27 protein-coding genes and 1 other annotated feature are annotated in these 24,318 nt (G+C 52.7%); of the genes, 4 read left to right on the top strand and 23 right to left on the bottom strand.

The genetic code is table 11. The features are described from left to right. Positions 1–33: 33 nt before the first annotated feature. From EDM54_RS12705 to EDM54_RS12665, 9 genes are all read right to left on the bottom strand, one after another. Positions 34–603, bottom strand: a complete 570-nt coding sequence (locus EDM54_RS12705) for a manganese catalase family protein (RefSeq protein WP_024984275.1) — start codon at positions 601–603, stop codon at positions 34–36. Between the two features lie 21 nt (positions 604–624). Beyond that, the gene (locus EDM54_RS12700) at positions 625–894 is read right to left on the bottom strand and encodes a spore coat protein CotJB (protein ID WP_003386213.1); all 270 of its coding nucleotides are present in this window, start codon (positions 892–894) and stop codon (positions 625–627) included. Continuing rightward, positions 891–1,121 carry a spore coat associated protein CotJA gene (locus tag EDM54_RS12695; protein ID WP_003386215.1) on the bottom strand — a complete coding sequence of 77 codons (231 nt, stop codon included), beginning with the start codon at positions 1,119–1,121 and terminating at the stop codon, positions 891–893. Before EDM54_RS12695 ends, EDM54_RS12700 begins: the two co-directional genes overlap by 4 nt. Positions 1,122–1,425: 304 nt before the next feature. Next, entirely contained in the window at positions 1,426–2,214 is a 789-nt protein-coding gene (locus tag EDM54_RS12690; protein WP_003386217.1) for a DUF4247 domain-containing protein, read from the bottom strand. A gap of 12 nt (positions 2,215–2,226) precedes the next feature. Next, positions 2,227–2,733 carry a DUF4178 domain-containing protein gene (locus EDM54_RS12685; protein WP_122958261.1) on the bottom strand — a complete coding sequence of 169 codons (507 nt, stop codon included), beginning with the start codon at positions 2,731–2,733 and terminating at the stop codon, positions 2,227–2,229. 26 nt (positions 2,734–2,759) lie between these two features. Next, positions 2,760–3,164 carry a DUF350 domain-containing protein gene (locus EDM54_RS12680; protein WP_003386219.1) on the bottom strand — a complete coding sequence of 135 codons (405 nt, stop codon included), beginning with the start codon at positions 3,162–3,164 and terminating at the stop codon, positions 2,760–2,762. Between the two features lie 220 nt (positions 3,165–3,384). Next, a complete protein-coding gene (locus tag EDM54_RS12675) occupies positions 3,385–4,050 on the bottom strand; it encodes a PspA/IM30 family protein (RefSeq protein ID WP_024984277.1) in 666 nt (221 codons plus the stop codon). 170 nt (positions 4,051–4,220) lie between these two features. Then, entirely contained in the window at positions 4,221–6,374 is a 2,154-nt protein-coding gene (locus tag EDM54_RS12670) for a DNA topoisomerase III (protein WP_003386221.1), read from the bottom strand. A 171-nt stretch (positions 6,375–6,545) separates the two neighbouring features. Next, positions 6,546–7,958 (bottom strand): LCP family protein, encoded by a 1,413-nt coding sequence (locus EDM54_RS12665; protein WP_122958260.1) that lies wholly within the window; start codon positions 7,956–7,958, stop codon positions 6,546–6,548. Positions 7,959–8,148: 190 nt separating this feature from the next. On the opposite strand from EDM54_RS12665, the gene EDM54_RS12660 reads away from it, so the two are divergent. From EDM54_RS12660 to EDM54_RS12645, 4 genes are all read left to right on the top strand, one after another. After that, positions 8,149–8,742, top strand: coding sequence for a TetR/AcrR family transcriptional regulator (locus EDM54_RS12660; RefSeq protein ID WP_003386224.1), 594 nt, complete (start codon positions 8,149–8,151; stop codon positions 8,740–8,742). After that, positions 8,739–9,158 (top strand): hypothetical protein, encoded by a 420-nt coding sequence (locus tag EDM54_RS12655; protein ID WP_003386225.1) that lies wholly within the window; start codon positions 8,739–8,741, stop codon positions 9,156–9,158. The genes EDM54_RS12660 and EDM54_RS12655 overlap by 4 nt, the downstream gene beginning before the upstream one ends. 79 nt (positions 9,159–9,237) lie before the next feature. Then, positions 9,238–10,158, top strand: a complete 921-nt coding sequence (locus EDM54_RS12650) for an NAD(P)/FAD-dependent oxidoreductase (protein ID WP_003386226.1) — start codon at positions 9,238–9,240, stop codon at positions 10,156–10,158. Between the two features lie 3 nt (positions 10,159–10,161). Continuing rightward, the gene (locus EDM54_RS12645; RefSeq protein ID WP_003386227.1) at positions 10,162–10,644 is read left to right on the top strand and encodes an NUDIX domain-containing protein; all 483 of its coding nucleotides are present in this window, start codon (positions 10,162–10,164) and stop codon (positions 10,642–10,644) included. Between the two features lie 36 nt (positions 10,645–10,680). Here the strand turns inward: EDM54_RS12645 and EDM54_RS12640 are convergent, their stop codons facing one another. The 14 genes from EDM54_RS12640 to spoIIGA form a co-directional block, all read right to left on the bottom strand. Further along, positions 10,681–12,081, bottom strand: coding sequence for an MFS transporter (locus EDM54_RS12640; RefSeq protein ID WP_122958259.1), 1,401 nt, complete (start codon positions 12,079–12,081; stop codon positions 10,681–10,683). Between the two features lie 17 nt (positions 12,082–12,098). Beyond that, positions 12,099–13,217, bottom strand: a complete 1,119-nt coding sequence (locus EDM54_RS12635; RefSeq protein ID WP_003386229.1) for a mandelate racemase/muconate lactonizing enzyme family protein — start codon at positions 13,215–13,217, stop codon at positions 12,099–12,101. Between the two features lie 15 nt (positions 13,218–13,232). Beyond that, a complete protein-coding gene (locus tag EDM54_RS12630) occupies positions 13,233–13,994 on the bottom strand; it encodes a TraR/DksA C4-type zinc finger protein (protein WP_003386231.1) in 762 nt (253 codons plus the stop codon). Positions 13,995–14,228: 234 nt separating this feature from the next. Beyond that, positions 14,229–17,012 carry an isoleucine--tRNA ligase gene (ileS, locus tag EDM54_RS12625; protein ID WP_024984193.1) on the bottom strand — a complete coding sequence of 928 codons (2,784 nt, stop codon included), beginning with the start codon at positions 17,010–17,012 and terminating at the stop codon, positions 14,229–14,231. A 50-nt stretch (positions 17,013–17,062) separates the two neighbouring features. Next, positions 17,063–17,328, bottom strand: a binding site (T-box leader). Positions 17,329–17,396: 68 nt separating this feature from the next. After that, a complete protein-coding gene (locus EDM54_RS12620) occupies positions 17,397–17,888 on the bottom strand; it encodes a DivIVA domain-containing protein (RefSeq protein ID WP_003386233.1) in 492 nt (163 codons plus the stop codon). Positions 17,889–17,987: 99 nt separating this feature from the next. Beyond that, positions 17,988–18,761: a YlmH family RNA-binding protein gene (locus tag EDM54_RS12615; RefSeq protein ID WP_003386234.1), complete on the bottom strand. Its 774-nt coding sequence runs from the start codon at positions 18,759–18,761 to the stop codon at positions 17,988–17,990. A gap of 11 nt (positions 18,762–18,772) precedes the next feature. Then, positions 18,773–19,045 (bottom strand): YggT family protein, encoded by a 273-nt coding sequence (locus tag EDM54_RS12610; RefSeq protein ID WP_003386235.1) that lies wholly within the window; start codon positions 19,043–19,045, stop codon positions 18,773–18,775. Between the two features lie 79 nt (positions 19,046–19,124). Beyond that, entirely contained in the window at positions 19,125–19,544 is a 420-nt protein-coding gene (locus EDM54_RS12605) for a cell division protein SepF (RefSeq protein ID WP_003386236.1), read from the bottom strand. A 27-nt stretch (positions 19,545–19,571) separates the two neighbouring features. Next, positions 19,572–20,270, bottom strand: coding sequence for a YggS family pyridoxal phosphate-dependent enzyme (locus EDM54_RS12600; protein ID WP_122958258.1), 699 nt, complete (start codon positions 20,268–20,270; stop codon positions 19,572–19,574). A 37-nt stretch (positions 20,271–20,307) separates the two neighbouring features. Next, positions 20,308–21,135: a peptidoglycan editing factor PgeF gene (gene pgeF, locus EDM54_RS12595; protein ID WP_003386238.1), complete on the bottom strand. Its 828-nt coding sequence runs from the start codon at positions 21,133–21,135 to the stop codon at positions 20,308–20,310. 126 nt (positions 21,136–21,261) lie between these two features. Then, positions 21,262–21,546: a YlmC/YmxH family sporulation protein gene (locus EDM54_RS12590; protein WP_003386239.1), complete on the bottom strand. Its 285-nt coding sequence runs from the start codon at positions 21,544–21,546 to the stop codon at positions 21,262–21,264. Positions 21,547–21,674: 128 nt separating this feature from the next. After that, the gene (sigG, locus tag EDM54_RS12585; RefSeq protein ID WP_003386240.1) at positions 21,675–22,454 is read right to left on the bottom strand and encodes an RNA polymerase sporulation sigma factor SigG; all 780 of its coding nucleotides are present in this window, start codon (positions 22,452–22,454) and stop codon (positions 21,675–21,677) included. A 147-nt stretch (positions 22,455–22,601) separates the two neighbouring features. After that, positions 22,602–23,324 carry an RNA polymerase sporulation sigma factor SigE gene (gene sigE, locus EDM54_RS12580; protein WP_003386241.1) on the bottom strand — a complete coding sequence of 241 codons (723 nt, stop codon included), beginning with the start codon at positions 23,322–23,324 and terminating at the stop codon, positions 22,602–22,604. 5 nt (positions 23,325–23,329) lie between these two features. Then, positions 23,330–24,292, bottom strand: a complete 963-nt coding sequence (gene spoIIGA / locus EDM54_RS12575; protein ID WP_122958257.1) for a sigma-E processing peptidase SpoIIGA — start codon at positions 24,290–24,292, stop codon at positions 23,330–23,332. Positions 24,293–24,318 lie beyond the last annotated feature (26 nt).

Below are 24,318 nucleotides of genomic sequence, written 5' to 3'. Positions count from 1 at the left end.
ACTAAATGGGGTCTTGACCACGGTGGCCCCGGGCTAGAAAAACTTTTTCCGATCTCGTTCTTCTTTCAGTATTTCCACTGCTTCCCTGAAACGAAGCGAGTGAATGACCTCCCGTTCACGCAGGAATTTCAGACCGTCCTGCAAATCCACGTCATCGGTCATATCGATCAGCCACTGATAGGTCGCTCTCGCTTTTTCCTCTGCGGCGATGTCTTCGTAGAGGTCGGCGATGGGATCGCCCTTGGCTTGGATGTAGGTTGCAGTCCAGGGGACGCCGGATGCATTTTGATAAAACAATGCCTTGTCGTGGTTGGCGTAATGATCGCCAAGCCCGTTTTCTATCAGCTGCTCGGGCGTAGCGTCTTTCGTCAGTTTGTAGACCATCGTCGCGATCATTTCAAGATGAGCGAACTCTTCCGTCCCGATATCTGTCAATAGGCCGATGACCTTGTCAGGAATCGAGTACCGCTGGTTCAGATAGCGGAGAGCCGCAGCCAGTTCACCATCCGCGCCCCCGTACTGCTCAAGCAGGAATTTTGCCATACGCGGATCGCATTTGCTCACGCGGACAGGATATTGCAGTTTCTTTTCATACACCCACACGATGTGTTCTCCTCCTCGTCTTTATACCTGCCAGGGCCAAGGCGTGTCGTTCCACTGCCACGGGTAACCAGAAAAACTGAGACCAAATTGCAGCAGCGGTCCGTAGCTTGCTTCAAATTCACAAGCAACCTTCCAGCGCTCCTCGGATATTTGGTTGAACTGCTGCAGCGCGTCAGCGTCATTGCTATGTGTATCGAGATAGAGCGTCAATTCGACCAAGACGAAATCGAGTGCCTGCAGTTGATGCAATAGTTGGTAGTATCGCTCGTCAACAGGCTTTGGTTCATTCATTTTTTTCTCCTCCCTTCGCTCCTGTCGCCGCGTCCTTCATAAGGGCTGTACAGCTCTGGCCACAGTGTGCCGTGGAATAGCGCCTCACGAGGTGAAAACTGCGGCAAATTGGGAGGTTGGAAGTGAATAAATAGCTGCGGCGGAACCACATATGTCTTCACTCGTTGCGGAGGGCAAGGATCAAACGGGCTGACATACGGATAATAGACTCGGTACTGGGAGTACAATGCTGGAACCTCCTTGGGGATAGGTCTTTGACTAACCACTACCACTCTATGACAATTACCCATGCCCGGTGTTGGGCAATCGCCCGATTCGCGTAAATAAAAATCGTCTATTTGCGTATGACAATCGTTCCGGTCACAGGTCAATGCGTCCAATTCTCCGCCTCTCAGCTTTAGGAGAAGAAATGTCTGTTCCTCTCCGTCAGTTATTGATGATGAAAAAATGCATGCGATTACGATTGGAAATCCTGCATGTATGTACAAACAAAAAAGACCCGCTTCTGAAAGCGGATCTTTCTCATACGGATTATCTTCTCTTGGTTATTCGTCCGTAGCCCCCTACCTTCGTACGCGGCGGCGATTTGCTTCGGGGCGTGGAAAAGATCGACGACTTCTTGCTGGAGCTGCTGTCAGAAATGCTGCTGCCCTTGCTTGAGGTTCGGGTAATTTTTCCTTTCTTGCTCGAGCCTGAAGACGTATCCACCGGCTTCTTGGTGATGCTGCCCTCGGAGCCGACGGTCGTATCTTTTCCTTTCGCTCCCCGTTTGATGATGCTGCCGGTTCCCTGCGTTGTGATCGGCGGAGCCTTCTTTATCTCTTCTGCAGTAGGTGTACGGTACGTCCCTGACGGTTTGTACACTTCCTTGGTCGTGTAGCCCCGGTACGTACCCGGATAGCTTTTGTGGCCATCGAACAGATCACTCAGGATGCTTGCAAGGATGTACCCTTCGAGGAAGGACGGATTGTAGTTTTGTCGAACAAATTCCTTGCTGTCCACTTCGATGAGCGTATCTGAAGGCTTGGCCTCATCCTGCTGCAAATGATACCATTCATCCGAGTAGACCAGAAACATGTGTTTCTCGTCCTCTTTGGAGATTTCGTCCGGCTCTCTTTGCGCGGACAACTCCTTGGCCACTTCCGGCACCGTTTTATTTTCAGCGCGGTAAACGCGGGAGGTCTGGCTTCCGTCTTTGGAAATCACAGATTCCAGCGGATAGGTTTCACCTACTGATTGGGTGTTGCACCCTGACAAGGCAAGCAGCAACAGGGCCGGGACCAGGATGAGCTTGATCGCTTTATACAGTGCCTGTCGCATGTCTCTCCCCCTTTACGTCCCGCGAATAATCTGCACGTCGGCCGGCAGGATGCTCTCCCCTTCATACAGCATAATGCGTCCGTCTTGCCACTCGATTCTGAGCAGCCGCCGGTCATCTGATTGGAACTGCCAAATATGCTGCTCCCCCGAGGATTGGAACGCTGTGCTTCCCGTCGCCGTCACCTTTCCGGAAAATTGCTCCTCCAGATGGTAGGTGGCATCGTCCAATTTAATCGTGCTCGGGATTTCATCCACTGAATCCAGCCGCCCGTCAATGACGTCATATAGCTGATAAACCGTCCGCTCCCGCTCTTCAATCAAAAAGTAGCGCACTCGATTGCCATCCTGCAAAGTGAGCATCACAGCGTTCCGGTTGAGATTGCGGGTCTTGCCCGTCACTTGATAGGTCTCCAGCGAGACTTCGATGACATCTCCCGGTCCGATCGCAAGCAAGCTCTCTTCCTCATGAGGAGGCTCATGCTTGGCAAAGATGTTTTGGATTCTCTTCCATACACTCATTGGTGAACCCCTCTCAATCTAACCATTTACAGACAGGCCCCCAAAATCAATGCTCCAACGACATGAAAGGACCCGGCCAGGAGCGCATACGCTACCATTCCCTGCTGGGTGCCTTCATCCAGATCCAGGCCTGTAAACGTTTTTAACAGCCTTTCCACCACAAATTCCAAAATGAACAAGATGATAAAAGATACCACCGAGACGAGCAGCGCTTCCCACAGGTCATTGGATGTCGCAATCGACTGCGACAGAATGTATCCCTGTGCAAACAGCTTCATCACAAATCTCGTCGTGACGGCCACATTGCCTTTTTTCATTTCCGTCAAATCTTTGTATCTGGTAAACAAGGAATCTATCCACATGAGCACAAACAACAAGATAGCCCCTGCTCCCGTCCAAACGAGCATGGCGAGAATTTCTCTCCAGGCCACTGACAATCCCCCCACGCATCAAGTTCATTCAATCCGGAAAATCCCGTGCCTTCGTCTTTCCCTCGGCTCCAACCGTCTCTGCTGATAGAAAGCCGGCTTTGCCAAGCCTTGGCTGAACGCAGTGCCCAAGGGGACACGGGCTTCAATAGTTGTACTATCGGTCCATTACGCATCATTTCGTTACTTCCTGCGACGAAAAAAGGGGGACCGCCCAGGCGGCTTACCCCTCGTATTTTTTCATCAGCGCAGCAAGCTCGTCTTCAACCTGCTGATCCTTGCTCAGTTTGGCAATTTCTTCGTCCAGAGAGGATTGTTTCTTGTACAGCTCTCCGCTCGCTTCCGCTTCTGCTTCCAGCTGCATCGCTTTTTCTTCCATGCGCTTCAGCCCGGCCATAGCAGTACTGGAGTCGAACCCGGACATCGATTGGTTGATTTGCTTTTGCGCTTTGGCGGCATTCACGCGTGCAGCCAATGTTTCCCGTTTGTTTTTCAGCTCGGTAATCTGCTTGCGCATTTCTTCCAGCTTTTCGCGCAGCATATCGGCAGCAGCCTTGTTTTGCTCATAGCTTGTTTTGTACTCGGCCATTTTTTGCTCGGCTGCTTTCTTTTCTTCCAGCGCGCGGCGAGCGAGGTCGATATTTTTCGCCTGCGCTGCGACATGGGCCTGCTCATCGCGTTTTTTCACCAGGGCTTCCTGCTCTTCATACAGTTGTTTGAATTTCTTTTCCAAAACGATCTGAGCAGCCACCGCTTTTTCCGCTTCCGCCAGGTCTTCCTGCATGTCACGCAGGTATTGGTCGGTCATTTTAATCGGATCTTCCGCTTTTTCTATAAGCGCATACAGATTGGACATGGTCAGGTCGCGAAGTCTTTTAAAAATGGACATAGGTCTTTTCCTCCTCGGATAAGGAACTTGGAAATACAACTTTAGACGCTGTACCTCTTTCTCTATATAGGTACGGATGAGTACAAAAGAAGTTTCAAAAAACGATAGGACTCAGGGCAGAGAAACTCTTTTCGCTCCCCGATCACCCATTCAAGGCTTCAGCGCCAGTATTACGAGTCCTGTTCGACCTTCACTCTTTTCTCCTCCTCGTCCCAAACCAGATAGGCGTCAAAACTCTCCTGTCCTTTTTTAAATCCCTTGATCTTGTTGCTTTTGCCCTGCTCCATCAGCTTCTTGGCATTGGTTTCGGTAATCTTCTTGCCCATGATCTGCTTGGAGATGGTCACGCTGCATTTTGTCTTTTGGTAGTTGCTGCAGCCGTAGAAATCTCCCTTGTCTACCAGATCTCCGCCGCATACCCGGCAGGCGGCCACCTTTTTGCCGAGTCTGAATCGCGAAGCCTGTTTGGGCAGGGCCTGGACATCGTAGTCCTGCAGGTTCCATTCCTTCGATTGCTCCACGGCGTCCTGGACGATCTTATGGGACAATTTTCGCACTTGCTCCATGAACGCCTGGGCAGACGCCTGTCCCTGGCCAATCTCGGCCAGACGCTGCTCCCAACGCGCCGTCATCTCGGCGGATGCCAGAATCTTGTCTCCAATCACTTCGATCAAGAGAATGCCTTTTTGCGTGGCAAACACCTGGTTCCGTTTTACCTCGATGTACTTGCGCTGCTTCAGCATGGCGATGATCCCGGCTCTGGTCGCTTCCGTCCCCAAGCCTTCCGTCTTCATCAGGACCTTTTCCAGCTCCTGGTTGTCCAAATGCTTGCCCGCCGTTTTCATCAAGGTGATCAACTGGCCTTCCGTGTATCGCTTGGGCGGCTGCGTCTTGCTCTCCTTTACCTTTACCTTGTGCACGCTGCCCTCTTCGCCCTCTGCAAGCGGCGGCAAAATCTCATCGTCGCCGTCCTTCTCCTGGTCAAACAACACGGTTCGCCAACCGGCACGCACCTGAACCTTTCCCTTGCTGACGAACTCTGCCCGTCCCTCCACCAGCGTCAGCACGGTCGTATAGTCAAATAATGCGCTCTCGCAGTGGGCGGCGATCAGCCTGCGCGCTACCAGGTCGTAAATTTTGCGCTCTTCATCAGGCAGCTTCGCGACGTTCGGCACCTGCTCCGTCGGGATGATCGCATAGTGGTCCGTCACTTTCTTCTGATTGACGTAGCGGCTGTTCCCTGCAAGCGATGTCTTGGGCGTCGGAAAATAGCCGCTGAACGCCGGCTGCTTTGCCAGCTTGGCGAGAATATCGGGAAAGGTCCGCGCCTCCTCCGTGGTGACGAAGCTGGAATCGGAGCGCGGGTAGGAAAGATATCCTTTCAGGTAGAGCTTCTGTGCCACTTCAAGCGTCTTTTGCGGCGAGAACTTGTAGAGCTTGTTGGCGGTTGCCTGCAATGCCGAGAGATTAAACAGATAGGGCGGCAAATACTCCTTCCGTTCCTGCTTCACCTCTTTTACAGAGGCTGACTTCCCGCGGCAAAAGGCGGCGATCCGCTCTGCCATCTCCGCCTGGTCGATGCGGGACTGCCCGTCCTTTTGCCAGACGCCCTCGTACTTCTTGCCATCGATCTGAAAAGTGGCCAGCACCTCCCAAAACGGTTCGGGCTTGAAGTTCGCGATTTCCTTTTCGCGCTTGACGACCAGCGCAAGTGTCGGGGTCTGAACCCTCCCCGCTGAAAATACATCGTTGATCCCCTTGTTCTTCAATAGAATCGTGTAGACACGGGAGGCGTTCATGCCGATCAGCCAGTCGGCACAGGAGCGGCTGTAGGCTTCCTGATACAGGTTTTGCGTCTCCGTTTCGTCCAAAAGCGACTCGAAGCCCGCGACAACGGCCTTCTCGGTCAGAGAGGAAATCCACAAGCGCTTCATCGGTTTTTTCACGCCGCACTGTTCGATGATGGTCCTGACGATCAGCTCGCCTTCTCTCCCCGCATCACCGGCGTGGATAATTTCACGAACATCAGACCGTCTGAGGAGCTGCTTGATGATGGCAAACTGCTTGGCTTTGGACCGTGTCACCTGATGGCGAAACGTCTCCGGAATCAGCGGCAGGCTTTGCAGTGTCCATCTTTTCCAGGCTGGATTGTACGCTTCCGGGGGAACGAGCTCACAGATGTGGCCGATCGCCCATGTGACGAGCGCCCCCTGGGGAAACAGGCGATTGGGGGCGATCTCAAGAAATCCCTGCTTTTTTCTATGTGTAAAGGGGCCGGCCAGTTTCATGGCTTGGTCCGGCTTTTCTGCTATGACAACCTTCATTTCCTCGTTCTCCCTATGCTATTTGTACAGGTTTTGTTGAAAAGCTTGTTCCCGTTCATTTTACACTATCCGCTTCCCTCCTTGCGAGCGGATGGAAAGCACAAAAAGGGAGCAGTCTCCTGCCCCCGTTTCCCATATGCTCGTTATTCGCTTCTCGAATGCAGCCTCGGTCTATCCGGTCTGACCGTTGTCGGCTCCCGCTGAAGGCGGACTCGGCACCCACTGCTGCGGATTGACAATGTCGGGAGGCGGCATGTCTGCCGGCGCAGGCTGACCTTCACCTCCCGGAACAGGAACCGCACCACCTTGCCCTTCTCCCGGTGCAGTATTGACATCCGGCTGCATATCACCTGGGGGCTTCGGAGGCTGCGGACTCGTTTGCTGCTTGGTTGAGCCAGAGTCCGGCTTTGCGGACGGCGGCTTAGCCGGAGTTGCATGACTTCCGCTGCCGGTGGACGGTTTTGTTCCCCCGGAAGGCTTGCGGGGCTCCGCACGGGCTACCTCCGCGATCGCAGCGTCGTTCATCGCGATTTCGGATTGAGCGCCCCGCTCGCTTTGCAGAATGCGGCGGATCTCATTCATGTTTTCCCGCGGCCACAGCGTATACAGCAGGCGGGAATCCCACAGCGCCCCGTTGTCAAGCGAAACGATGTCTTTCGAAGAGAATTTGCTGAAATCCATGGCCAAGCCTTTGATTTGATCCTTCGACAAATCGGTTTTCACATGCTTGCCGGCTGTTTCCAAAACAGCCAGGGCCTTCGTCAGTCCATCAGCAGAGGTCATCTTGTCGGTAACGGCTTTGATCACCTCTTGCTGCCTCCTGTTCCGGTCGAAATCGCTTGAATCGTATTTGCTACCCCTTCTGTCTATACGATGGCGGACATAGCCGAGAGCCTGCTCGCCATTCAGCACCTGTTTGCCAGCCCTCAGCGTCCGGTAAACACCCCCGCGCGGCAATTCGTAGACCAGCTCGCGGTCGACAGTTACCTCGACTCCTCCCAATTTGTCGATAACGGCCTTGAAGCCTTCAAAATCAAGCAGGATATAGTGGTCGACCGGGATGCCAAACATGCTCTCCATCGTTTTTTTCAGGATGGTCACACCGTTTTCGGTCACAGGCTCTCCCTTTTTCTCCGCCTGCTGCCTCAGCCCTTCTCCAATGGCGAATACTCCGTTGATCTTGTGGTATTCCGGGTAGCCGGGCACCTTTACCCGCGTATCCCGCGGAATGGAGACCATGCTCACCTTCTTGTCATCCGGATCAGCGACAGCCAGCATGAGAACATCCGTATTCAGCATGCCGATGTTCTGGCGTGTATCCGTCCCGATGATCAGGATCGAAAGCGATTTGTTTTCTTCGTAATGCTGTTCGACTACGGGCTGATCCGGCAATTTGTACGGGTTCTCGGTTACCTCCGTCAGCGTGTCATCCAGCTTGGAGAGGACATATCCCCCGCCGATGATGGCTGCTAGCAGAAGCATGCTGCCGGTCAACATGAGCCACAGCTTGAGACCCTTTTTGCTCCGCTTGGTCCGCCTCTGCTTTGCCGTCGGCACTCCGTTCTTTTGTGTATTCCCCAACATCCAGTCACTCCCTCGAAAAGACAGAGAAGTTTTTGTTCTTGTAAAATTATGTCTCATTCTACCATACCCGGGTCTATTTTTGTAAAACTTTGGTGAAGGCTGCTTGACGATGCCATTTTTTTCTCCTATTATGAAAATCACAATAGAGTTAGTCATTCAACTAACTAATCAATGTCAAGAGGGTGAGTATATGGCCAAACCGAACGTCATCTCTCGTCAGGAATTGCTCCAATCTGCCCGTCAGGTAATCGCAAGCCACGGGATGCAGGCCCTTACCTTGAAAGCTGTGGCCGAGGGAGCAGGCGTTACCCAAGGAACGGTGTACTACCATTTTCGCAACAAAGAACAACTGCTTCTCGAGTTGATTAAAGAAATGTGTCAGGATTCCTGGCATGACCTTCTGGCAGATGCCGGCCAAGGCGAAGCCATTTTGGAAAAGGCGCTCGCTTCCGCCCGGAGCCGCTGTACCCATGATTCTCCGTATCATCGCGTCTATTTCTCCTTGATCGCTGCGGGTATCTATCAGGACTCATTGCGCAGCGAGCTGGCCCTGCTGCAGGACCAGGAAAATCAAGCGCTTGGCGAGATTGTCAAAAAATTCGCGGGGGAGCGTACACCTGTTGATATTCCAGCCGAACGCTGGGCCCCTCTGTTCAATGCGTGGATTGACGGACTCGCCTTGCAGGCGCTGCTGTCGCCCACCTTTGATGCCGATCAGGCGTATGCCGACCTCGCTCATGTCATTTCATTTCTTGTTGGAAGGAAAGGAGCCGAATCACGATGAAACTGTCAACACGCGAATGGGTCACTCCGGTTGTCTCCGGCGCAATAGTCTGGCTGCTGGTCACGTTATTTTTCCGTTACTTTGGCCATCACGTACTTGTCAGTGTGACACACGACCTGTTTTTCCCCGTCTTTCTCGGACTGGAAGCTGTCACGGCCATCGCTCTTTACTTGGTGGGCCTTTCCTACCACCTGATTGATCCATCAAAGTACGGCCTCGTCCGCTTCGGGATGCTTGGCACAGCCGTAGGACTAATGCTGGACAGCATCTCCCTTTCGAATCACACTCTCTTCTTCCCGCACATGAGTGATGAGCAGGTGCTTTCCTTCTCGGTCTGGGTGGTCTTTGCCTACGGGTTGTACATCTTGATCCCGGCCTGGCAGAACACTCTTGCACTCGCCCGTCGAAAGGGGTAGTCTAAAACTGTCTGGATCATCATAGAAAGCATATATATAGAGAGCGTTTGGCAGTCTCTTTTTGGAAAGGGGGACTCGTGTGGAACATGTTCAGGTACTTATCGCTGGCGGCGGCATAGCGGGAATGTCGGCCGCCATTTGGTGCGAACGGCTCGGGTTGTCCTGCATTCTGATCGAGAAAACGGATCGGTTGGGCGGCCAGCTGGCGCAAATCCACAATGAAATCTGGGATTTTCCTCCGCATATTTACGCGGACGGAACGAACCTTCTTGAAGAGCTGCAAAGTCATAAAGTGCTTCGAAGCCTGCAAGTCCGGTTTGGTGAAGCGCTGACCTCGGTCGATCCCACCAAGCGAAAGGTAACAACCACGCGGACGGCCTATCAGACAGACTATCTGATCGTTGCGACAGGCGTAAGCCCTAATCAGATTCCTGCCCTCGCGGATTGTTCCAAGGTACTGGCCCCCTGGTTTTCCACTACCGCCGAGGCGGAAGCAGTCACCGGAATGGACATCGCCGTCATCGGCGGAGGCGATCGTGCAGCGGAGAGCGCCTACAATCTGAGCCGCTATGCACGGACGGTTCACCTCTTGGTGAGAAGCGCCCACATGCGGGCCCGCTCCCAGTGGAGAGAACGACTTTCCACGCTTCCTTCGCTGACGATTCTGTGGGAAACGGAGGTCGCCGCTTGCTCGGAGCGGGATGGAAAAGCTGTTTTGTCCCTTCGCTCCTTTCGTCCGGATACGCCTTCAACAATAAGCGTCGATCGCATTTTGCCCAGAATTGGGGTTCACGGCAATGTTGACGGGTTAGACAGCCTTTTGGGAGAAGAAAATTCCCGCTATCTGCCGGCAGACAATTATCAGCAGGTCAAAGGGACAGAATGGATTTACGCGATCGGTGATGTCACCAACGGTGCGGATTATGGCAGCCTGTCTTTGGCGGCAGGTCAGGCGATGAAGGCAGTAAAGCACATTTCACTCCAACTGAAGGAGCAGTGAAGCATGCATGAATTCGTAGATGACTTCGGCTTCGCGGTTACCCTTACCTTTGATCCTGCCGTCTTTCGCCAGCGTACCGCCAAGCACGTCCTCGTCTTCCCCTTTTGGCAAGGAAAGCTGGTGTTTACCCGTCATCGGACGCGAGGGATTGAACTTCCCGGGGGAAAAGTCGAGCCCGGTGAAACAAGCCTGGCCGCCGCCGTCCGGGAGACCTTTGAAGAGACGGGTGCTGTCCTGGAAGCAATCGAGAGGATCGGTCAGTACACGGTTGGCGGTGAAATCGTAAAGGATATCTACATAGCCCGGGTGCTGCATCTTGCGGATCTCCCAACCGGAACCGATGTGGAAGAAGCCGTTTGGTTTGAGGAAATACCCGTAGCGGTAAAAGGGCAAAAACCGTTTAGCCGATATTTGTATGATGACGTCTATCCGTTGACGCTTGAGCAAGCAAGGCGCCATCCCTTTTCCGCGAATGTGAAAACATGAAGAGACAGGCATCTCCTTTAAAAAGGCGGATGCCTGTCAGCCTTTTTCCTTGTTTTTGGTCCCTTTGTTCTTTAACAAGGCGTCCATTAAATCGTTTGGATCGAATCCAAACCTTTTTATCGCTTCCACGCGTCGTTTGTCCTCTTCGCTCTCCCGATGGATGCCAAGAATCTCCGCTACCTGCTCCATCGCCTTTGTCTCTTTGGCGCTTTCCTCCTCTTCTTCCGACGGCTGCTCCGAGGCAGCATCCCCTGCTTGCTTCGGTTTCAAGAAGAAGATCGCCACCACCCCAAATAGTGCAGCCAGCCCCGCAATCGAGAGGAACATCACGCTTCTTGACCTATCCAAAAGCCAGGTAAACACAGGCGGTCCGACGGCTACACCGATAAAACGGACACCGCTGTACAAAGAGGTTATCATGCCCCGCTCTGACTTCTTTACAGCCCCGATGATCATACTGTTCAGGCAGGGCAGGATTAATCCCGTACCGACACTTCCAATGATAAGAACGCCCGTCAATACATAAGCACCTTTTACAAAATTGGCGATAACGTAGGAAGTGGCAAGCAGGAACATCCCGATGATGACAAAGAGGCGCATGAGCCCTAGTTTTTTCTTGATAATCAATCCGGTGATGTACGCTGTGATGCTCATCACCAAAAGGGGAACCGCCAAAAATGCGCCTTTCAAGAGCCCGTCGATTTTATACTTTTCTTCCAGGAGGTCGGACAGATAGAACAAGACCCCGAAAAGCGTAAACAGACAGATGCTCCCGATAAAAAAGGCCGGAATCAACCAGCGCCCATGCTGCCGAAAGACTTGCCCAATCGACTGCAGATATTGGCGAACCGGCATCGGCTGTTTTTCCTGTTTTTTCTCCTTGGTAAAAAACAGAAACAGCAGCAAAACCACTCCGCAAATAATGGGAAAAGCCAAGAACACCATATACCACGCAATCATCGCCAGGAGCGAGCCGAAAACCGGACTGAGGACTTTCCCAAGCCCGTTGGACGTCTCCATCAAGCCAAGCGCCCGGCTTTCCGAGGCGCCTTTGAACAAATCTCCGGCCATCGCCATCGCGATCGGAGCTGTTCCTGCCGCTCCAACCCCCTGCATTACGCGACCCAGCATGATAAGCATGTACGGATTGTCCCACCAGAGCGATGCCAGACCGGCCACCAAGCCGCCTGCACCATAGAGGATGAGCGACAGGATAATGACGATCTTGCGTCCGAACCGGTCTGACAAATAGCCCGCAAGCGGAATGACAATTCCCGCAGAGATCGAAAAAGCAGTGATCAGCAAGCTCGTCTGCAAGGCAGTCAGATCCATTTTGGATTTCATTGTGGGCAATACAGGGATGAGCATTGAATTGCCCAGCACCATGACCAGCGGGATGCCGGTTAAACCAACCAGATTTTTTGTGTTTTGCGCCATGTCCAATCTCCCCGTATTTACACGTATGCGCTGCCGTCCCAGCGCAATGCGTTTATAATTCTCCAATCCGGTTCAACACCAATACCGATGCCATCAGGGACGACAGCCAGTCCTCCCTGAAGCTTTATTGGGAATAATTCCGTAAACGGATTCTCCATGACGTCCCATTCGACAGGCTCGATTTTGTCTCCGTCCATTTTGCTCCAGGCCGGCAAGCAAGCCTGTGAGCAGATGGCATAAAGACGGGCCAGGGAGCCGTCGTAAACATGGGGGGAAACCCGATGCCCAAAATTTCGGCCTATCGTCAGGTTCTCCCGATAGCTGTCTATGCCTTCCGAATGAACGGGGTCAGGTTGAATCAAGTCAACAGCCCCATTTTTTAACAGAGGTAAAAATTGATTACATCTAATCAAATTCTCCCCGCCTGCCAAAGGAACCGAAAGAGCTGCACGAAGCTTCACATACTCCTCGGTCCTTTCCATCGGCATCGGCTCTTCCATCCACAACCAATTTCCATAGCGAGAAAAAACTTGCTCCCACTTGCGGGCAGTCGCCAGATCATAGCTTTGGTTTGCATCCAGAGCCACCTGAACACTTTCCGGAATGGAGGCCTTCAGTCGTTCAATATGCCTCCGGTCCTCCTGCCAGCACCTGCCTCCGACTTTCACTTTGACCATGCGAAAACCGTTGTGAATCTGGGCTTCGACGAGGCGGACTGAATGGAGCGGCCAGTCTTCTCTATCGCTGTACGATTGAAACGAGGCGTAAACCGGAATAGAGCTATGCAAGGCACCTCCCCACAGTTCGCACAGTGACAAGCCTGCCTCTTTTGCCACAATTTCAGTCAGAGCCATGCTCACCGCCACGGCAGCACGCTGGTGCCATTTTGCGATGGTGGAGACGATTGACAACCGGTCTGTCGCCCGCTTTCCAAGCAAATAAGGAATGATCCTCTCGGAAAAGCCTTTTTCCAGTGTGGGCAGCCAGTCAACCGCTTCACCCCAGCCTTCGGTGCCGGAGTTGGTAATGATCCTGATCAGGAAACAGGTCCGGTATTTTTTGTACCCATTTGCGTCCCCATACGGCTGCCCAAGCGTGTAGAGCAAGGGATACGTCTCAACGCGTGCGATCTGCATGAAAGTCCTCCTGATTTACATCAAATCATTTCGCCCTTCCCGCTCCGCTCTTTCTTCCAAGGCATCTTCATAATTCAAGAACTGCCCTTTTCCTTCGCCTTTGCGCATATACTCTTCATACGTTCCGCTGCGCATGAATTTGACGCTGTCCGGCCCGTGATAGCCGTGAATATCCGTATATCCGATTTCCTCCACAGCCTCGACAAACCCGTCTGGCTCGTCGCTTTCTATATACATTTCCTTGTAGTCGGTTTTGTCATTATCCACGAAGGAAAACGGCGTGCTGGAGGTTCCCCACGCCTCGACGATTTGCCAGGCATCCTCGCCGTCGAAGCCGTTTTGTCCCTCTTTTTCATCCAGAGAAGTCCGCCCAAATGGCGGCTGGAGGAATTCTTCCTCGATTGGACGCGATTCGTTGAGGTTCGGAGCAGGTGCATGTTCCTTGCACGTCTGGGCTTGAGGCAACGCTTCCAGACGCTCCTCCGGTATGTCCTGTCCGCATACCGTACAGATGCCGTATGTGCCTTCCTCCATTCTGCTCAGCGCCTGATCGATTTCCTTTAGTGTTTCCCTGTCCAAGCTGTCCAGGGCAAGATCCTTTTCCCGCTCAAACATTTCGCTGCCGATATCGGCCGGGTGGTTATCGTACATGGAAAATTCCTGTAGGGAAGTAGACATCGGTTCGCGCATTCCATAGTGGTCCTGCACCCGATCCTCCAGTTCCTTCTTCTGCTCTAGAAGTCTTACCCTGAAGCGCGCCAGCTTCTGCTCGTCCACGTATGACACCGTCCTTCCTTTGTTATCTCTGAAGGGTAGTATGTCTATTCGCTGTTCAAATTAACCCCGGCCGCAAATACGCCAACCGTATCAAGGTAAAGGTCATGGAGAAAAAAACACTATTCGGAGGGATAACAAAAAGTCGCCCGAAGTCATGACGACTTGGGCGACTTTGACAAAAACTGCTTTTCATTCGTCGATTTTCAGTTGTTTTTTGACCGATGAAAGGACCTCTTACTCCGTTACATGCGCATAGTGTTCGTTGACAACGGATGCACAGCGCTTGCAGATGGAAGGATGTGCACTGTCGGCACCGACATCCAGCTTCACGACGCGGCAGCGTTCGCATTTTACACCGTCAGCAGGAGCTACCACGACAGAGATTCCTTCCAATGCAGCCGCTTCCGCAGGAGCAGGCGTTCCGTACGGATGCAGGTCAACGTGGGCAACGATGAACAGGTCGGCCAGATCCTCCATCGAAGACAGTACGCTTGCCGTCTCTTCCGTTTGCGGATAAAGCGCCAGCTTGGCGTCTACGGAGTTTCCGAATACTTTGTTCCGGCGCGCTTCTTCCATAGCCTTCAGTACCTCATCGCGTACTGCTAGGAACGCATCCCATTTGCTGAGTGCTTCCGCTGCAAAGCCCAAGTGCTGTTCATTTGCTTCCGGCATGTCAGTCAGCTGAACACTTGCTTCTGTCACACCCGGGATAAAGCTCCATACCTCATCTGCTGTATGCGGCAGGATCGGTGCCACCAGCTTGACCAGGCTCATCAGACAATCGTACATGACAGTCTGCGCTGCGCGACGCTTAAGGTTATCCGGCGCCTCCACATAGAGTCGGTCTTTGCAAATATCCAGATAGAAAGCAGACAGATCGATGACGCAGAAGTTGTGAACGGCATGGAAGACAGTGTGGAACTGGTACTCGTCGTAAGCCTTGCGCGCACGCTTGACTACTTGCGCTGCTTTGGCCAGGACATAGCGGTCCAGCTCGCTCAATTGCTCGTAGGCTACGCGGTCTTTCGCCGGATCGAAGCCGTCCAGATTCCCCAGCAGGAAGCGGAACGTATTGCGCATTTTGCGGTATACTTCCGCGATCTGGTTGAGGATCGCGTCAGAGATGCGCGAGTCAGCCTGATAATCGACCGAAGCTACCCACAAACGCAGGATGTCCGCGCCAAGCTTGTTGATGACTTCCTGCGGAACGATCGTGTTGCCGAGCGACTTCGACATTTTGCGCCCTTCTCCATCCAGCGTGAAGCCGTGGCTCAATACCGCTTTGTACGGTGCTGTACCGTATACGGCAACGGCAGTGGACAGCGAGGAGTTGAACCAGCCCCTGTATTGGTCGGAGCCTTCCAGGTACATGTCAGCCGGCCAGCCCAGTCCACGCTCTCTCAATACCGCTTCATGGCTGGAGCCGGAGTCAAACCATACATCCATGATATCTGTTTCTTTGCGGAATTCCGTGCAGCCGCATTTGCCGCAGGACAAGCCTTCTGGCACCAGCTCATTAGCCTCGCGAGCGAACCAGACGGACGAGCCTTCTTTGCGGAACAGCTCGGAGATGTGCTCAATCGTTTGGTCATTGATGATCGGCTCGTTGCAGTCTTTGCAGTAGAAGATCGGAATCGGCACACCCCATACGCGCTGGCGGGAAATGCACCAGTCTCCGCGGTCGGCGATCATATTCGCCAAACGGGTTTCTCCCCAGTGCGGAATCCACTTCACGTTTTTGATGGCCTCGAGCATGTTTTCACGGAATGCATCAATCGAAGCAAACCACTGTTCTGTCGCACGGTAAATGACCGGCTTTTTCGTACGCCAGTCATGCGGATACGAGTGAGTGATGAAGCCCAGCTTCAAGAGCGCGCCTGTCTCATTCAGCTTTTCCGTGACCAGCTTATTGATATCTTCGTAGAACAACCCTTCGAAGCCGGGAGCTTCCTTGGTCATTTTTCCTTCGTGGTCCACAGGACACAGTACGCCAAGGCCGTATTTTTGACCGACAGCGAAGTCGTCTTCCCCGTGACCCGGAGCAGTGTGAACGCAGCCCGTACCGGCGTCGAGCGTTACGTGCTCGCCAAGGATGATCGGCGACTCGCGATCGTAGAACGGATGCTTGGTGACTACGCCTTCGAGCTCCTGCCCTTTGAAGGTTGCCAGCACCTCTACGCTTTCCCAGCCAATTTCCTTGCTGGCCGCTTCCAACAGTCCGCCCGCAAGTACGAATTTGCGTCCGTCGGCTTTGACTACGTTGTACTCCAGTTCCGGATGCAGGGAGATCGCCAGGTTGGCTGGCAGCGTCCAAGGCGTGGTCGTCCAGATTACGACACCTGTTTCCGTATCCAGCTTGCCTTTTCCATCCTGTACCTGGAAGCTGACGTAGATGGATGGCGAGCGCTTGTCCTTGTATTCGATTTCGGCGTCGGCAAGCGCAGTCTCCGATGACGGGGACCAGTACACACAGCGCAGCCCTTTGTAGATGTAGCCTTTTTTCGCCATTTCGCCAAAAATCTTGATTTGACGTGCCTCGTACTCCGGCAGCAGGGTCACATACGGATTTTCCCAGTCACCGCGAATTCCGAGGCGCTTAAACTGGTCCCGCTGCTTGTCGATGTAGCTCCAGGCGTACTCTTCGCAGCGTTTGCGGAAGTCATTTACCTCGATGCTGCGGCGATCCAGCCCTTGGGCGTTGATGATTGCCTGCTCGATTGGCAAGCCGTGTGTATCCCAGCCCGGAATGTACGGAGCGCAGTAGCCCGCCATCGATTTGTAGCGGACGATAAAGTCCTTCAACACTTTATTCAAGGCATGGCCGATGTGGATGTCGCCGTTCGCGTAAGGAGGGCCGTCATGCAAAATGAAGCTGGGGCGTCCTTTTGTCCGCTCCTGCACTTTTTCATAAATATTCAGCTCTTCCCATTTTGCCTGCATGTCAGGCTCGCGGGCCGGAAGATTCCCGCGCATCGGAAAGTCTGTTTTTGGCAGTGCCAGCGTTTTGCTATAATCCATTGTCTGATTCACTCCTACAGAAAAATATAAAAAAGCTTTCCCTCATCCCCTGTAGGGACGAGAGAAAGCTCCCGTGGTACCACCCTGATTGAACAGAAATCAGCCGAAATATACCGGCACAAGCCCTGTTCCTCTTGATTCATTCGTAACGAGAATGACGCGCTCACTTACTCGACCGCCGCACGACGCAGCCAGCAGTCTTTCGGTTATTGAACTCCCGGGTGATTTTCAGCGGCAAGCAGCAGTCCGGTTTTCACCGTCCACCGGCTCTCTAAGCTGCGCTCGATCGCTTACTCGTCCCGATCATCGTTTGTCAGTAAGTGTATAGTTGTAAAGAAAAGTTTCAATAAATTATAGTACCATCATAGCCCTGGCGTCAATGGATTATTCGGCAAGCACTGCGGAAGACGAATCTGCTTGTTCGATATCGTCCCACGCGCCGTTTTCCAGCATCTCCAATTGGGCTTCGAGCAGCGTACGGAAACGCATCCGGTACACAGACGCCCGTTTCTTCAACTCTTCGATCTCGATTGCAATCTTGCGAGACTTCGCCAACGCTTCGTTGACGATCCGGTCTGCATTTTTCTCCGCTTCTTTCAGGATCAACTGAGCTTCTTTTCTTGCGTTTGACTTCACGTCTTCGGCCGTTTCCTGAGCGACGAGAATGGACTTGCTCAAGTTTTCTTCCAGGCTTTTATAGTGATCCACACGCTCATTCAGTATGGCGATGCGCTCTTCCATTTCTTTCTTTTCCTTGATCAGAAGCTCAAAGTCCTTGATGATCTGATCCAGAAATTCATTTACTTCGTCGACGTTGTAACCGCGGAATCCTGTGCTGAATTCTTTATTGTGTATATCTAACGGCGTTAAAGGCACATGTACCCCCCACTTCTTCCGATAATCGTACTGACATTTTCGACAGCTTCCACATCATTTCCTGCCGGATTTTGCAATTTTTTAAGCCCTTCTATGATTCTATGTAACCAAGCCGACATTCATTCGTAACCTTCCACTGCGGGTAGCTCCGGCCACTTCGAGCAGCTTGAAGCGTCCAAAACCGGCGAGGGAAACCATATCTCCCGTCTCTAGCTGGTAGGACGGATCGTCTACCACCTTCCAATTGACCTTCAAACGGCCGGCACGGATCGGGATGACCGCCTTGGCCCGTGACAGATGGTACACCTCGCCGATTACCGCGTCCACTCGCGGTGAGGGAACGGTGATGGTCTTTTCGGTCAAACGCTCTGACGGCGCCTGAAAGGAGGCCCACTCCACTTTTTCAAACGAAACGGGCGTACGGTGAATATGGGTCACTTGAACGCGGACAAAGTCAGCCACTTCCTCTGCAACGACGGCAAACAAGCCGCTTTCGTCCACGATCATATCCCCGAATTTCTCCCGCTTGAGGCCTGCATTGAGCAAGGCTCCCATCACATCCCTGTGCTCCAGCCGCTTAAACCGCTGATCAGCGGCGATGTGCAGCAAGGTCAAACGAAACTCCTCCGCCTCGGGGGTCAGATAATCAGGGTGCAGCATTACACGAACCCTCTCTGCCCCTTCATAGCCGCCGTTTGCGGTAACCGAGACGTCCTGTACCTGCGAGGTCAAGCTTTTCAGTATGGCCGCTTGCCGCGGGTCCAAAAAATCAGTAAGGCGCATGGCCTGCTTCCGCTCTACCAGCGTCAGCATTTCCAGCGCCCGTTCCACAAAGGGAAGTTCTTCTTTTCGAAAATGGTCGTATACACTCATGTGACCGGCTCCTACATATACAGCAGTTTAATGAGGATTGTCTTCAATCCGCTGTGGGCAAAATTCAGTGCGATCAACGCTACGATTGGAGATATGTCAATGAAGCCGAGCGTCGGTATGAACCGGCGAAACGGAGCCAAATACGGTTCCACCAGCCGCTCCAGCAGTTGCCCGATTCCCGTATCTCTCATCTGAGGCACCCACGACATGAGGACATACGCAATCACCATAAACTGATAAACCGTAAAGGCAAAATCAATGATCGTAAACAGAATGGCTGTCATTCACTCACCCTTTATCCTTTTCAAAGTAACAAGCATCATGTTACTCATCCAAACTTCGCTTCCGTTCAATCAAACACTTTTATTCTTCCACCACGCTGGAAATGGTACCCTGGATGTCAACATGATCGGGTGTGCAAACAAAAATGTAGTCTCCGACTTTTTGGATATCGCCGTTCAGCGCATAGACAGTGCCGCTGAGAAAGTCGATAATCCGTTTTGCCTGTTCCTTTTCCACCCGTTGCAAATTGACCACGACTGGTCTGCGGTGACGCAGGTTGTCAGCGATGTCTTGGGCGTCACTGTATTGACGGGGTTCGCAGAGGATCAAACGGATTCCCTCCTTCTCCCGTGTCTGAAAAGGAACGACATTGTTCGCACGCGCTGCAGGCTGTCGTCTGGCAATAGGCTCTTGCTCTTCGCGTTCCTCTACTACCGTCTCTTCGAAGTATTCCTCGTCTTCCAATCCCAGAAACCCTTTGATTTTATTCATAACGCTCATAGCAATCCTCCTCTCGTGAATGGTCGATTAGTCCGGCTTGACCAAAACCGAGCCTAGCCGAATATATGTAGCTCCTTCTTCAATCGCTACTTCAAAGTCGTTGGACATGCCCATCGACAGCTCTGTAATTTCCGCATGCGGAAACTTCCATTCATTGATCCGCTCTTTCCATTCTCGCAGACCACGAAATACAGGCCGCACCTCTTCCGGATCATCGACACGAGGCGCCATGGTCATCAATCCCGCGATCCTTATATGTTTCATATTACTGGTTTCGCGCAAAAAAGCCAATACGTCATTGGGACTAAGGCCAAATTTTGTCTCTTCCCCGGAAATATTGACTTGCAAAAAGCAGGGAACGACAAGATTCAACGCTTCTCCCCGTTTCTCTATTTCCCGGGCCAGGGACAAGCGGTCCAGAGAGTGAATATAGGAAAAGCGGCCGACGACCTCTTTGGCCTTGTTTGTCTGCAGGTGGCCGATAAAATGCCAAACTCCCTGCTCTCCCCATTGCTCGTATTTGGGCAGGGCATCCTGGACCCTGTTTTCGCCGATGTGCTCGACGCCGACCTTGAGCAAATCGCCAATGGTGTCGGCACCTACATATTTCGTAACCGCGACGATCTTTACCTCGCTGCGGTCGCGCCCCGAACGGCTGCAGGCAGCCGCTATTCTCTCTTCGATTCGGTCCAATCTTTCTTTCAGCAATTCCTGTTCCCGCGTCATAACTTCTTCCGACTCCCTTTCCAAACAAAGATCTATTTCAACGATCCCGCCATCCGATAAAGGAGGCCATCCTTCCCGTCTTCCCTGCAGGTCCCGCTTCTCTCCGATGGGAGAAGAACAGGTCTGTACGGCAGCTTGTACACCATTGGGTCCGTATTATGTTATCGGGCAATATTCCGCATTCCGTTACAATTTCCTGATTGAGTCTGGGCAAATCCAGCAGGTAGCGCCCATTTTCACGCGGGGACACTGCTGGCGACCAATTTTTTGCGGCTGCCCGTACCTGCCCGATAATCCGCTCATCGACCTCATAACAGTTCCCGCATATTGCCGGGCCGATCGCCACTTTCATGTTTGCCGCTTTTGCTGCGTAGTTGCGCTCAAAAGCACGCACCATTTCCTCGGCAATACGCGAAACAGTTCCTTTCCATCCGGCGTGAGCCAGCCCGATCGCCCCCGTCTCCGGGTCCAGAAAGAAAAGCGGCACGCAATCTGCGTAAAAAGACACAAGCAGGACTCCCTGTTTATTTGTAAATAGCCCATCCGTGGCTGCAATGACGTCTTCCAGACTTTCTCTGCCTGCCCCTCCTGCCACTACCTCGCATACCCGGTTGCCATGCACCTGGTCTGCGCAGGTCCACGCATCGAAGGGCATGCCCAGCTCCTCGGCAAGCCGCTTGCGGTTGGTTACCACGTGGGAGGAGCTATCGCCGACATGCAGCCCCATGTTAAACGATCCGTAAGGCTGCTCGCTTACCCCGCCGGAACGTGTGGTAAAGCCTGCGACAAGACCGGGAAACGCTTTTTCCCACTCCTCCAGCCGAAGCCCTGCTTTCCCTGTATGTCCAACAAATGGTTCGTTCATGCCGCCACCTCTTCCTTCGTGATAGAACCGTAGAAAAACCGGGTTGTCCATTCGCATGCTGGACTCTCTTTTCTATGGCTAATGATACCATAGCCCAAAAGAAAAGAAAGGCTCTCTTATGCCTTTCTACGAGCGGTACTCATCCTCGGTGCTGCCCTTCACGTCTACGCGAAGCGTCTCTTCTACTCTCACAAGAACAACGTCTTTCCCGATTTTCACAATGTTGCGCCAAGGGATGACATAATCATTGCCCGATGAAAAAAATCCGAGAAACTTACCCGGTCCGGGGACGACGATGGCCTCTACCCTCCCGTGGCGAAGGTCTATTTCCAGGTCGGATATCTGTCCAAGCCGCTTGCCGTCCAAGATGTTGACTACTTCTTTGGTCTGGAAATCTGAAATCTTGACCATCTGCTCCTCACCTACTTTTCTCCCCTTCCCTTTCATTATATGAGCAGGCGGGCGATTATGTCCGAAATCCGGCGCAAAAGAATAAGCCCTGCAGTGCCGTTCCGCAGGGCTTGGACAAACTGATAATGTTACGATTGCACGTGTTTTTGCATATGGGCGATCGCCGCTTTTTCCAGACGGGAGACCTGCGCCTGCGAGATGCCGATTTCCTCGGCTACCTCCATCTGCGTCTTCCCTTCATAAAATCTCATCGAGAGAATCATTTTTTCCCTCTCGCCTAAACGCTGCATTCCTTCACGAAGCGCGATTTCCTCAACCCAGATGACGTCCTTGTTCTTCTCGTCGCTAATCTGATCCATCACGTAGATCGGATCGCCGCCGTCCTGATAGATCGGTTCAAACAGAGAAACCGGGTCCTGGATGGCATCCAGCGCGAATACGACGTCTTCCTTGGGAACATTGAGCTCCTGGGAAATTTCCATAATGGTGGGCTCACGCGAATGCTTGTTGGTCAGATTGTCCCGCACTTGCAGCGCTTTGTAGGCGATATCCCGCAAAGACCGTGAAACGCGAATCGGGTTGTTGTCCCTCAGGTAGCGGCGGATTTCCCCGATGATCATGGGCACGGCATAGGTCGAAAATTTAACGTTTTGCCCGAGATCGAAGTTGTCAATGGCCTTCATCAGTCCAATGCACCCTACCTGAAACAGATCGTCAACGTACTCTCCTCGATTGTTGAAACGCTGAATGACACTCAGCACCAATCGCAGGTTGCCGTTGACCAGCTTTTCCCGCGCTGGCAGTTCCCCGCCCTGCAAGCGTTCGAACAGCTCCCGCATTTCCTTGTTGGTCAGCACGGGAAGCTTAGAGGTGTCTACCCCGCATATCTCTACTTTATTGCGCGTCACGTCTTTCCCTCCTCGAAGCAAGAAAAAAGTTCCTAACCCGGTTGTCTTGAAAGGCCGCGTTCTGACGCGTACCCGGACGAGAGAGTGGCGGGACCACTTTCTGGCACGGTTTAGGAACAGTATCTCCCTCGATTGGGAAAATATGCGTTAGACCATTTTGTTGAATTCTTTTCGCAACCGTTTTATAATTCGCTTTTCCAGACGGGAAATATAGGACTGGGAAATGCCAAGCAGGTCGGCAACATCCTTCTGCGTCTTCTCCTCGCCTCCCGTGAGGCCGAAGCGCAGCTCCATGATGACGCGCTCCCGCTCTGTCAGCTTATCGAGTGCTTTTTTCAACAGCTTGCGGTCTACCTGGTCCTCGATGTTTTTGTAAATGGTGTCGTTTTCGGTGCCGAGGACGTCCGACAACAGCAGCTCATTGCCATCCCAGTCAATATTCAGCGGTTCGTCAAAAGAAACCTCCGACCTGATCTTGTTGTTTCGGCGCAGGTACATCAAAATCTCGTTTTCAATACAGCGCGAGGCATAGGTAGCCAGTTTGATGTTTTTCTCGGGATCAAAGGTGTTCACCGCCTTGATCAACCCAATGGTGCCAATGCTGACCAGATCCTCGATGTTGATCCCGGTATTTTCAAATTTGCGGGCAATGTAAACGACCAGCCTCAGGTTTCTCTCAATCAGCATGCTCCGTACAGCGGGATCGCCGGAAGGCAATCTGCCAAGCAAGATCTCTTCCTCTTCTCTGGTCAGTGGCGGAGGAAGGGCCTCGCTTCCGCCGATGTAGTAAATTTCCTCGGCTCGTGCACCAGTCCACAGCAGGAAACGGTACCAGAGTAGTTGTAATTGTAGGCGAAGTTTTACATACATTTTCGTTAGCCCTCCTGTTCGCGTACTGCGTATTCTTCTTGGAAAGGGGTCTCTATCATCGCAGGGTGTACGATGGCCTGGTATTGCCCGTCTGCTGCCAATGGAATCGGGTTGAGACCAACCAGTACTTTCTCGCTCACATAGCGCTTGCCGTCCTGCACGATCAGCACTTCGTCCGGTTTGAGCGCGATCAGAAAGCTCATCCCGCTGGAAACGCTGCGATACGGAACAAGCCGAAGACGAGACTGCCACGCAGGCGGCAGCTCCTCCCACACACCGTCCATCTGATTGACCGCTCCTTCGCTTTTTTCGATAAGCGTGGCGAGAGCTTCCGGCAGGATGTGGGCTAGCAGACTGCTCTCCAAAATCATGACAGGCGTACGGGTAATCGGCTCATGCAGCTGGTTTCCCGTGTCGACCAAACCTCTGCACAAGACGGTTTCACCGGCGAGCTTCACCCTTACCTCTGCGAGAAAGGCTTCGATCCGTCGCGGCTGCGAAATAGCCCCATAGCTTTGCCTGCTTAGGAAGAAAACGAGCACGAAGCCGGCCAAGAGGATGCCGAGAGTAGGCGTGAAGCCGACGCCGAAACCGTCGTTGTGGACAGTGACCAGTCCATTTACGACCTCGCTTTGCGTCGAAAGAAAATACTGGAGTCCAAACACTCCCCCGCCGAAGACAAAGGCCACAAAGTAAAAGATGACCAAATTATGCAAAAAACCGAGCAGCCTCCTTCGGCCAAAGGCAATCCAGAGCATGATGACGGAAAACAGCAATTTTACAGCCCACTGATACATCGGTGCAAAAGCTGGGAAAAAGAAGAAGGCCAGATAGGTTGACCCAAACAAAGATGCCAGAGAAATCCGCCACCACCGCACCCGCTCTTTGCGAAAATATGCCGTAAACCAAAGCAGCAAGGTATCAATGGCAAAGTTGAGGAGTAGAATGATATCGAGATAGACGATCACTCCGCTATCACCCCCGATCCCGAAAA

The organism is Brevibacillus borstelensis (genome assembly GCF_003710865.1).
Classification (GTDB): domain Bacteria; phylum Bacillota; class Bacilli; order Brevibacillales; family Brevibacillaceae; genus Brevibacillus; species Brevibacillus borstelensis.
This window is presented reverse-complemented; position numbering and strand designations above follow the sequence as displayed.

Coding starts and splice junctions, on each gene's coding strand:
- EDM54_RS12610 (WP_003386235.1), bottom strand. CDS start 19,045: ATGACAGCCATTCTGTTTACGATCATTGATTTTGCCTTTACGGTTTAT.
- sigE (WP_003386241.1), bottom strand. CDS start 23,324: ATGTATGTAAAACTTCGCCTACAATTACAACTACTCTGGTACCGTTTC.
- EDM54_RS12700 (WP_003386213.1), bottom strand. CDS start 894: ATGAATGAACCAAAGCCTGTTGACGAGCGATACTACCAACTATTGCAT.
- EDM54_RS12590 (WP_003386239.1), bottom strand. CDS start 21,546: ATGGTCAAGATTTCAGATTTCCAGACCAAAGAAGTAGTCAACATCTTG.
- EDM54_RS12685 (WP_122958261.1), bottom strand. CDS start 2,733: ATGAGTGTATGGAAGAGAATCCAAAACATCTTTGCCAAGCATGAGCCT.
- EDM54_RS12675 (WP_024984277.1), bottom strand. CDS start 4,050: ATGTCCATTTTTAAAAGACTTCGCGACCTGACCATGTCCAATCTGTAT.
- EDM54_RS12605 (WP_003386236.1), bottom strand. CDS start 19,544: ATGAGCGTTATGAATAAAATCAAAGGGTTTCTGGGATTGGAAGACGAG.
- EDM54_RS12665 (WP_122958260.1), bottom strand. CDS start 7,958: ATGTTGGGGAATACACAAAAGAACGGAGTGCCGACGGCAAAGCAGAGG.
- EDM54_RS12640 (WP_122958259.1), bottom strand. CDS start 12,081: ATGGCGCAAAACACAAAAAATCTGGTTGGTTTAACCGGCATCCCGCTG.
- ileS (WP_024984193.1), bottom strand. CDS start 17,012: ATGGATTATAGCAAAACGCTGGCACTGCCAAAAACAGACTTTCCGATG.
- EDM54_RS12635 (WP_003386229.1), bottom strand. CDS start 13,217: ATGCAGATCGCACGCGTTGAGACGTATCCCTTGCTCTACACGCTTGGG.
- pgeF (WP_003386238.1), bottom strand. CDS start 21,135: ATGAACGAACCATTTGTTGGACATACAGGGAAAGCAGGGCTTCGGCTG.
- EDM54_RS12670 (WP_003386221.1), bottom strand. CDS start 6,374: ATGAAGGTTGTCATAGCAGAAAAGCCGGACCAAGCCATGAAACTGGCC.
- EDM54_RS12655 (WP_003386225.1), top strand. CDS start 8,739: ATGAAACTGTCAACACGCGAATGGGTCACTCCGGTTGTCTCCGGCGCA.
- EDM54_RS12615 (WP_003386234.1), bottom strand. CDS start 18,761: ATGAGTGTATACGACCATTTTCGAAAAGAAGAACTTCCCTTTGTGGAA.
- EDM54_RS12600 (WP_122958258.1), bottom strand. CDS start 20,270: ATGACGCGGGAACAGGAATTGCTGAAAGAAAGATTGGACCGAATCGAA.
- EDM54_RS12660 (WP_003386224.1), top strand. CDS start 8,149: ATGGCCAAACCGAACGTCATCTCTCGTCAGGAATTGCTCCAATCTGCC.
- EDM54_RS12690 (WP_003386217.1), bottom strand. CDS start 2,214: ATGCGACAGGCACTGTATAAAGCGATCAAGCTCATCCTGGTCCCGGCC.
- EDM54_RS12645 (WP_003386227.1), top strand. CDS start 10,162: ATGCATGAATTCGTAGATGACTTCGGCTTCGCGGTTACCCTTACCTTT.